We start from the raw sequence: 8,585 nt of genomic DNA, 5'->3' as shown, positions 1-8,585 counted from the left end.
GCGCACGGCCGGCCTGCGCGGAGGCGACGCGGCAGCGCGGATCCAGCGGATTGGGCCCGAAAGCTGCCAGCGACTCATCGTCGGCGAACACACCTAACGCCGTGCCACCGAACGCCGCGATCTCGGCGACCGGTCCGGGACCGAACAGCGACGGCGCCGACACACCGGCCGGCACCAGCACGACCGCCATCTCGCAGTCGTCGGCGACGTCCAGGTTGATGGTGCTGCCGATACCGCCGTCCATGTAGCGCCGGTCCGCAATCGTCACCGGCGGCCATGCTCCCGGTACCGCGCAACTGGCGGCTACCGCGTCGACCAGCTCAATGCCCGAATCACGGTCGAACACAACCAGTTCCCCGGTCGCAATGTCGACGGCGGTGACGCGCAGCACCCGGTCGGGCCAGGTGTGCGTCGGCAGGCGCTGGGCGATCACATCCCGCCGGACCGGTTCGGCCACGGTTTCTGTCGCCAGCGCCACCGCGCCGATCCGCTGCCGCTGCTGCAACATCGTGCTGTCCGGTTGTGCCAAGGCGGCCAGGAAGAGGTCGGCGACCGCGTCAACCCCTACCCCAGGATCGAGCTCGGTCGACACCTCCTGGACTTGCCGCGCAAACAGGTCCTCGAGGCTCAAGCGGCTGCCGATCTGTGCGACCACCGCCGAGCCGGCCGAAGTGCCCACCAGCACATCGGAACCCAGGAGCGCACGCGCCGCGGCGGGCGACTCGTCGGCGATCCCCCTCAGAACCCCTGTCTCCCAAGCGATTCCAGCTACCCCACCGCCACCGAGCACCAATGCCCGTTTGATCGTCACTTCGTCGACGCGTGCTGGGCGGCCTGAGCCGTCGCACTCAGATCCTCGAGACGCACTAGATGCCGCGGCGGATCCGGCAGCACCACCTGGCGGCTGATCTGCAGTCCGGCGTCGACGTGGACCAACTCTCCCGGGTCGATCAGGCGCCAGCGCGGGTCGTCGTCCATTCGCTCGGTGGCGAACACCACCGAAGGTCGGGAGCGCAAATGCTCGGAGTGAGCACGAATCCGCTTGGTGCGCAGATGAAATTGGCGATCCGATGAGATTTCCCGACGGTCCGATATGTACAGCTCATGGGTGTCGGGATAGCGCAGCGCCCACATGTCGGTCGCCGTGCTCAGCAGCAGATTGACCGCATAGATTTCCACGTTGGCCGCCAGCCACTTCATCGCGTCGATTACACCGGCCGTCACACCCCCGCCATGCGCCCGGATCGATGCGGTGATCAACGCGAACACCCGCTCAGAGTCGGTCTGCCCCAACACCAGATCGGCGGCGCCCAGTTCGGACAGCCGCTCGTCGAGCACATCAAGACCTTCCACGACGCCGTTGTGCGCCAAGATCCGGCCGTCTTGCAGAAACGGATGGGTGTTGACCACGTCGTGCGATCCGGTTGTTGCGTAGCGAACGTGCGCGATGAAGGTGGTACCCGTCATCTCGTGCGCTTCGGTGGCGAAGTCGGTGTCCTGCCACGCGGCGATCGGCTGCTTGCGTACCTGCGGACGGCCTTCGCCGTCGAAGACGCCCAGACCGGTGCCGTCCGGGTTTCGCTTGCTCTGTTCGGCGAGGTTGTCCGGGGCGTCCAGCAGCCAAAACGTAGCGCTGACAACGTTTGTCCCGGCGTGCAACCCGAAAAGTCGGCACATGGTCAGCCCGTCAGCAAGCCTGACAGCGTTTCCAGCGATCGGCGGGCATAGCCCTTCCACAGCCAGCCCAGTACCGGCAGCAACGGCGCGCTGAGTGCCGACCGAGCATGGATGTTCCAGCGCCAGGTCACCGTCGTCGCGCTACCGCTGGCGGTAAAGACCCACTGGCCCTCAGCATGTCCGACCAGCGAAGCCAGCGGGCCTTTGATCTCGGTCAGCGTGTAGCCGAACGAATGCGGCGGGTCCACACTGGTCAGCTCTTCGCGCATACTTCCGCCGCCGGTCAGCATCACCCGCCGGGTCTGCCCTGCTGCGTGCCACTCGCCGTCCTGATCTCGCACTTCTTTGATCGGCGGGATCGGCCCATACCAGTGGCTGAAGATCTTCGGCAGGTCCAACGGCAGCGTGCCGGCGAAGGCGTCGTCCAGGCCGACAGCTACGAGGCGCGACTGCTCAACGGCGAGAGAGCTTGGCATGACCGCAGGCTACCGTGACAGCCCGGGCGCGGTATTGGCCAGACCCTTAATCTCGCGCTTCGCTGACCTGATAAACGTCGTCGGCGTACCGGGCCCGGATCGTCTTCTTGTCATACTTGCCGACGCTGGTACGCGGAATCTCGTCGACGAACGTCCAGCGCTCCGGCAGCCACCAGCGAACAACTCTGTCGGACAAGAAGTTTCGCAGATCGGCGGCGCTGACGTCGGATCCTTCTTTGGCGATGATCACGGCCAGCGGCCGTTCCTGCCAACGCTCGTCGGGCACCCCGACCACGGCGGCCTCGACGACGTCCGGGTGTGCGACCAGATTGTTTTCCAATTCGACCGACGAAATCCATTCCCCGCCAGACTTGATCACGTCTTTGGCGCGGTCGGTCAGCGTGATAAAGCCCCGCTCGTCGATGCGGCCGACATCGCCGGTGCGCAGCCACCCGGAGTCGAACTTCGACTCGTCGTGTCCCCGGTAGTAGGAGCTGGTGATCCACGGCCCGCGAACTTCGACCTCGCCGACGGCCTCGTTGTCGTTGGGCAGCACCTGCCCGTCGTCGTCGACGATCCGGGCTTCCACACCGCATAACGGCTGGCCCTGGGTCGCGCGGAAAGTCCAGTGCTGATCCGCCGGGGTGTCCGGCGGCGGCCAGGCCATGGTCGCCATCGGCGAGGTTTCGGTCATCCCCCAGAGCTGACGGATCTGGACGCCGTGTTTGTCCTCGAACGTGCGCATCAGCGACACCGGCACGGCCGAGCCGCCGCAGGCCACCAGCCGCAGCGACGACACGTCGTGGTTGGGCTCGGTTTCCAGGTGGTGCATGACGTCGTTCCAGATTGTAGGCACCGCACCGGCGACAGTCGGCCGCAGCTTCTCGATCATGTCGATCAGCGACTTGGCGTCCAGATGGGCATCGGGCAGCACCAAGTCGGCGCCCGCCATCAGCGCCGCATACGGCAGGCCCCAGGCGTTGGCATGGAACATCGGCACGATCGGCAGCACGCAATCGCTTGAACCGACCCCGATACCGTTGCTGGTACACGTTGCCATCGTATGCAAATAGCTCGAACGATGGCTGTAGACAACGCCTTTCGGGTTGCCGGTGGTGCCGCTGGTGTAACACATCGCGGCCGCGGAGTCCTCGTCAATCTCCGGCCAGTCGAATTCGGTCGACTCGCCGGCCACCATGTCGGCATAGCGCAGCACCGTCTTGCCCGACTGCTCCAGTGCCGAGATGTCGCCATCGCCGACGGCGATCACGGTGTGCACGGTCTCCAACTCGCCCAGTACCGGCGCCAGCAGTTTGACCAGCGACGCGTCAACCAACACAACCTGGTCTTCGGCCTCGTTGGCGACAAACACGATCTGCTCGGGGAAGAGTCGGATGTTGAGCGTGTGCAGCACCGCGCCCATCGCCGGCACGGCAAGATACGCCGTCAGATGTTCGGCGTTGTTCCACATGAACGTCGCGACCCGCTGGTCGCCGCTGACGCCGATGCCCCGCAAGGCGTTTGCAAGTTGAGCTGCCTGCTGACCGAGTTCGGCGTAATTGGATTGGCGGTAGCCGCTCCCGGTCGCGGTGGTCACCTTGCGTGCCCCATGGACACCCGACGCATGGCGCAAGATGGCGGTGATCGTCAACGGGAAGCTGTGCATGGTGCTGTACATCGATGAACCGCCTTATGGTTCGCACTATCTGCTGTCCCGGGCCGGCCTGACAAGGCTGCCCCGGTGGCGATCATCGCACGCCCGAACAATCGCCTTAGCGGCGATGGACGATGTAGCCGAAAGAACCGCTAGGCCGGCGTCGGCTCGAGTCCCAGCAGGTTGGACATCACCCACTGATGCGGGGCGGTGGGTATCTCGTCCTGGGTCGGCGCGTCGGCGGCGGTGGGTGCGACGGTCAGCACGGTGATCGCACCGGCGTAGTCGGCGATGTACAGGCGATCCCCGTCCGGGCTCTCGGTCAGGCATGAAGGCTGCGCGCCGACCGCGATGCTGCCGATGATGTCGTGCGTTGACGTGGACAACACCGTCACGCAGGTGTCGCCGACGAGATAGGCCCGCTCACCGTCGCGACTCAACACCAATTGGGCCAGCAAACCAGTGATCTCACCGAACTTGTAGGTGTTGACGATGGTGTCGGTTCGGGTATCGAGAACATCGAGTACCGCACCGAAGTCGGGACCGCAGCTGCCGACGTACGCGGTGGCCCCGTCTGGGCTGAGCGCGATATCCCGTATCGGGCAACCGATTTCGAAAGTGTTCAGCACCCGGTGGGTGTGCGGGTCGATCACGACGAGCTCTGCTGCAAAGGGCCCGTTCGCGGCGACATACAGCCGGCGGCCGTCCGGGCTGACGCGCACGCAGCCGGCAGTGGTGCCGGCAGCGGCCGCGATGCCGATCGCGTCTTCGCGGCCCGTCTTGGTGTCGAGGATTGCGACGTCGGCACCTTGGGCCGCAGTCCGGCTGGCGTAGACGTACCGTCCCTCCGGGCTGACCGCCAGATCGGTCACGCTATTGGCCACCGGGTGCACCCCGACAACCCGGTTGGCAGCCAAGTCGAAAGCAAGAATCGAGTCGTATGCCGCCGATACGGTGCTGATGTACGCGCGGCTCTGTGGCGTGTCGGCCATGGTGATGGCGAATGGTTCGTCAATGTCGATGACCGTCTGCACGACCGCGCCGTTACCGGCATCGATGGACGAGACGCTGTCGTCGCCGTAGTGGGTGACCATCAGCCGACTGCCGTCGGAACTGGCGGTGATGCCGCTGACGGCGCCCTGCTGCACGGCGATTTTGTCTACCACCGTGAAGCCCGGGGCAGCGCCGATCTCAGGAAGTCCGTTTACACGGCTCGCATCGCTCACAGTGGTACCAGCCTCTGCTCGTTAGTTCGTGGTGGGCGGACGTTTCACTCTGGACGGTGAAACGCTTCGTGCGGCCCAAATGCTCCCGCAGAGCAAACCCGGATCCCTCGGATCAGGCGCATGGCAGCGCCGCTTCGGACGAGTGTAGCGGCCCAATTTGGGCCGAAAAAGCGCAGTTTCATCGATTGTCGCGCACGTCACGCGGGTAACTCAGAGTGTCCTTAAGCAATATTTTCCGCGGTTACGGCCCAAGCCCAAACAGCAAACGGGACACCACGTCTCGCCAGGTGTTTCGCTACTTTCGCTAACCGGTGACCAGCGGTGGCTTGGCTATCAATGAATAAGGGTTTCTTATTGTCTGGACGCCAAAAAGAGGCCCAAATCACATGGACCAAAAATGAGGTACAGCGCGTCGCCGCGTATTTCGACGCCGGGTCTCCTTATTGCCGGTGCGCAAGGGGTAACCCATAATCCAGCAGTGGAGAGCGCGACGTGACCGACGACGCACACGACGACCTTGTCGCCCGCCAGTACGAGCGATGGCGCTACCCACACCCCATCGAGGACCTCGAGGCATACAGCGTTGCCAACTGGGAGTGGTTCGACCCGGTGCACGCGCACCGGGTGTTATGGCCCGACCGGGAGTATCGGCCTGACCTCGACATTCTGATCGCAGGCTGTGGCACCAACCAGGCCGCGGTATTCGCTTTCACCAACCGCGCGGCCAAGGTCGTCGCTGTCGACATCAGCCAGCCCTCACTGGATCACCAGCAGTATTTGAAGGACAAGCATGGGCTGGCCAATCTCGAGCTGCATCGCCTTCCGATCGAGGAGCTGTCGACACTGGGACGCGACTTCGACCTGGTGGTATCGACCGGCGTTCTGCACCACATGGCCGATCCACTGGCCGGCCTGAAGGCTCTCGCCGGCTACCTGCGACGCGACGGCGCGATCGCGCTCATGCTCTATGCGAAATACGGCCGAATTGGAATCGAGTTGCTGGAGTCTGTCTTTCACGACTTCGGCCTGGGTCAGGACGACGCGTCGGTCCAGCTGGTCAAAGACACGATCTCGGCGTTACCGGCCGAGCACCCGGTGCAAAGCTATCTGAAAATGGCGCGCGATCTGCAGTCCGATGCTGCACTGGTGGATACGTTCTTACACGGTCGCGCGCGCAGTTATACCGTCGGCGAGTGTCTTGATCTGGTGAGCTCGGCCGGACTGGTATTTCAGGGCTGGTTCCACAAAACGCCGTACTATCCGCACGACTTGTTCGCGCCGCCGAGCAGCTTCTATGCGGCCGCAAATGCGTTGCCGGAGAACCGGATATGGTCGGTGATGGAACGCGTGCAGACATTGAACGGCTGCCACTTTTTCATGGCGTGCCGCCCCGACCGGCCGAAAGAGAGCTACACGATCGACTTTTCGACCGCAGCCGCCTTCGACTACGTTCCGGTGCTGCGCACACGGTGCGGCGTCTCGGGCGATGAAGCCGTCTGGCCGGGCGGGCGCATACGGCTCAATCCGGCTCAGTCGGCATTTGTCAAAAACATCGATGGCCGTCGCACGATTCGAGAGATCTCGGAAGCCATAGCGCAGCATCCGGAGTCCGCCGGGGTCAGTACTGCCGATCTGGAAATCTTTGGCCGCAAGCTATTTCAGTCGCTGTGGCGCCTCGACTTTGTCGCAATGGCCCTGAGGACTTAGCCTTGAACGTTCAGCTTCAGCCAATCCAGCTGGATTGGGCTGTCAAATACGTATGTTCCGGTATGGCTTAGACGCACCCAGGGTGCTGCGTAGACCTTGAATCCCTTGTTACGCGCCAATTTACAGAAATGGTAGTCCTCCGTCATGAACATGCCCGTCTTCGGGTCGATGCTCGTGGCATAAAACTCCTTGATTGTTATGTCTTCTTGGAGGTAGCCGGGAACATCGGTGGCCAGGGCGTCAAACACGCGGCGCTTGATCAGCATGAATCCGGTGCCGCCGCCGCCGATCTCAAATAATTCATCAGCGGTTTCGTAGTCCTCACCAGCGGTGCCGCCTATCAAGTTGACCACGAATGACCCTACGTGGTCGCTTAGCCGCTCTGGCGGCACCCCGTCCTTGACCGCCTGCGCTACCCGCCTCCACTCAATTTCTTTTTTGGGATATATGCCGCACACGATGTCTTTGTCGGCGTACAGCATGCTCACGATGTCCATGGGATTGAACCCAATGTCCGCGTCAATCCACATCAAATGAGTTGCTTGGGATTCAAGGAATTGGTGGGTTAAGTTATTTCTGGCACTCGCTACGACGCTGTCATTTACCCGGTACATATATGACAGACCCAGTCCGTTTCTCATGAAAACACCGGGTGTTTGCGCCAACGACGAGGTGTAAGCCGCCGTAGCCATGCCTCCGTACATGGGCGTAGCTATGAATACGATTGGCGCACTTACGTTCTCATCCTGGTTTTGCCCGGTGCCGGCATCAGGCGCGGACAGCTGATCAACCACTGCAAGACCAACCTCTCACAGATCGAACCCTCGGATGAACTTCACCCAGCCATGATGGGGCCGTAGCCCCCGAACCGCCGGAAGACTGCAAGCATCAGCGTCGTGCATCCGCCTTCGGCACGCGGTGCCGGACGATCCACCTGGGTCAGGGCGTACCCGTGGACGTCGTAGTCGCGCCCGTGCCCCCAGTCGGACTCGAACCGACACTTGACGGATTTTAAGTCCGCTGCCTCTGCCGATTGGGCTATGGGGGCCAGCGACGAATGTAGCGCGTCGGCGGCGCGGCGCTGATCAGGCGCCCGAATCGGCCGGTCGGCGCAAGGGTTGTGTTAAAAGTTCGCCACTCGCGTTAAGAAGCCATTAACCAGCTATGCCATCCAGTCGAAATTGGGCAAAAGTGTCACCGTGGATGCCAGACGCACACTGACACTCTGACCGCCGTAGGCCGACCCTGTCAGGGTCGGTCTTTTTCCACCAGGAGAAAACATATGTCGTACGTGAAGACGCTGCCAGAAGCGCTCGCCGCAGCTGCGGCGCAGCTAGAGGGCATCGGCAACTCGTTTTCCGCTGAGAGCTCCGCTGCTGCGGGGTCGACCACAGACGTGGTTCCCGCTGCCTCCGACGAGGTCTCGGCCATGCAGGCGGGCGTGTTCTCGACCTACGGCCAGCTCTACCAAACGGTCAGCGCGCAAGCCCAGGCCATTCACCAGCAGTTCGTGAACCTGATGAACCAAAGCTCCGGGTCCTACGCACAGACGGAGGCGGCCAACCAGGCCGGGGCTGGCGCCAACTCGCTGTCGAACGCGGCATCGGCGGCGGCGACGTCCGCCGCCCCGACCGACCCGATCGAATCGCTGGCGCAGTTTATTAACGGCGTGACCAGTAGCCTCAGCGGCTCGTTCCTTAACAGCAACCTGATGAACCTCGGCAACATTCAGGTCGGGAACTGGGCATCGGCCTCCTCCGACCTCATCGGTATGGGCGGTGGTGGCCTGCTGACCGCGCTGGCCGCTCCCGCCACCGCTGGCGCCGACCTTGGCGGGTTGGGAGC

General features: G+C 63.1%; 8 protein-coding genes and 1 tRNA gene. 2 read left to right on the top strand and 7 right to left on the bottom strand.

Going from position 1 to position 8,585, the window contains the following annotated elements; translation table 11 throughout:
* The 5 genes from WB785_RS22775 to WB785_RS22755 all read right to left on the bottom strand — a co-directional run.
* On the bottom strand, positions 1-811 hold an 811-nt coding region (locus WB785_RS22775), incomplete at its 3' end, for a patatin-like phospholipase family protein (RefSeq protein WP_424082066.1).
* Positions 808-1,677: a class II glutamine amidotransferase gene (locus WB785_RS22770; RefSeq protein ID WP_424082064.1), complete on the bottom strand. Its 870-nt coding sequence runs from the start codon at positions 1,675-1,677 to the stop codon at positions 808-810. The genes WB785_RS22770 and WB785_RS22775, both read right to left, overlap by 4 nt.
* 2 nt (positions 1,678-1,679) lie before the next feature.
* Positions 1,680-2,153: an SRPBCC family protein gene (locus WB785_RS22765; RefSeq protein WP_424082062.1), complete on the bottom strand. Its 474-nt coding sequence runs from the start codon at positions 2,151-2,153 to the stop codon at positions 1,680-1,682.
* A gap of 46 nt (positions 2,154-2,199) precedes the next feature.
* Entirely contained in the window at positions 2,200-3,831 is a 1,632-nt protein-coding gene (locus WB785_RS22760; RefSeq protein ID WP_424082060.1) for a long-chain fatty acid--CoA ligase, read from the bottom strand.
* A gap of 128 nt (positions 3,832-3,959) precedes the next feature.
* Positions 3,960-5,033, bottom strand: coding sequence for a YncE family protein (locus WB785_RS22755; RefSeq protein ID WP_424082058.1), 1,074 nt, complete (start codon positions 5,031-5,033; stop codon positions 3,960-3,962).
* Positions 5,034-5,525: 492 nt separating this feature from the next.
* Between WB785_RS22755 and WB785_RS22750 the strand changes: the two genes are divergently transcribed.
* The gene (locus tag WB785_RS22750) at positions 5,526-6,740 is read left to right on the top strand and encodes a class I SAM-dependent methyltransferase (RefSeq protein ID WP_424082056.1); all 1,215 of its coding nucleotides are present in this window, start codon (positions 5,526-5,528) and stop codon (positions 6,738-6,740) included.
* On the opposite strand, the gene WB785_RS22745 is transcribed toward WB785_RS22750, so the two are convergent.
* Positions 6,737-7,534 (bottom strand): hypothetical protein, encoded by a 798-nt coding sequence (locus WB785_RS22745; protein ID WP_424082054.1) that lies wholly within the window; start codon positions 7,532-7,534, stop codon positions 6,737-6,739. The two genes, WB785_RS22750 and WB785_RS22745, sit on opposite strands and share 4 nt — an antisense overlap.
* Before the next feature lie 180 nt (positions 7,535-7,714).
* Positions 7,715-7,788 (bottom strand) — tRNA-Leu (locus tag WB785_RS22740).
* A 234-nt stretch (positions 7,789-8,022) separates the two neighbouring features.
* Here WB785_RS22740 and WB785_RS22735 point away from each other — a divergent pair.
* Positions 8,023-8,585 (top strand): PE family protein (locus tag WB785_RS22735; protein WP_424082053.1); only part of this gene is annotated, 563 nt, incomplete at its 3' end.

Origin of the sequence: Mycobacterium sp., assembly GCF_049585075.1 — a bacterium.
Taxonomy (GTDB): Bacteria; Actinomycetota; Actinomycetes; order Mycobacteriales; family Mycobacteriaceae; genus Mycobacterium.
The sequence above is the reverse complement of the archived record's forward strand: the minus strand, read 5'-3'. Positions and strand labels throughout refer to the sequence as shown.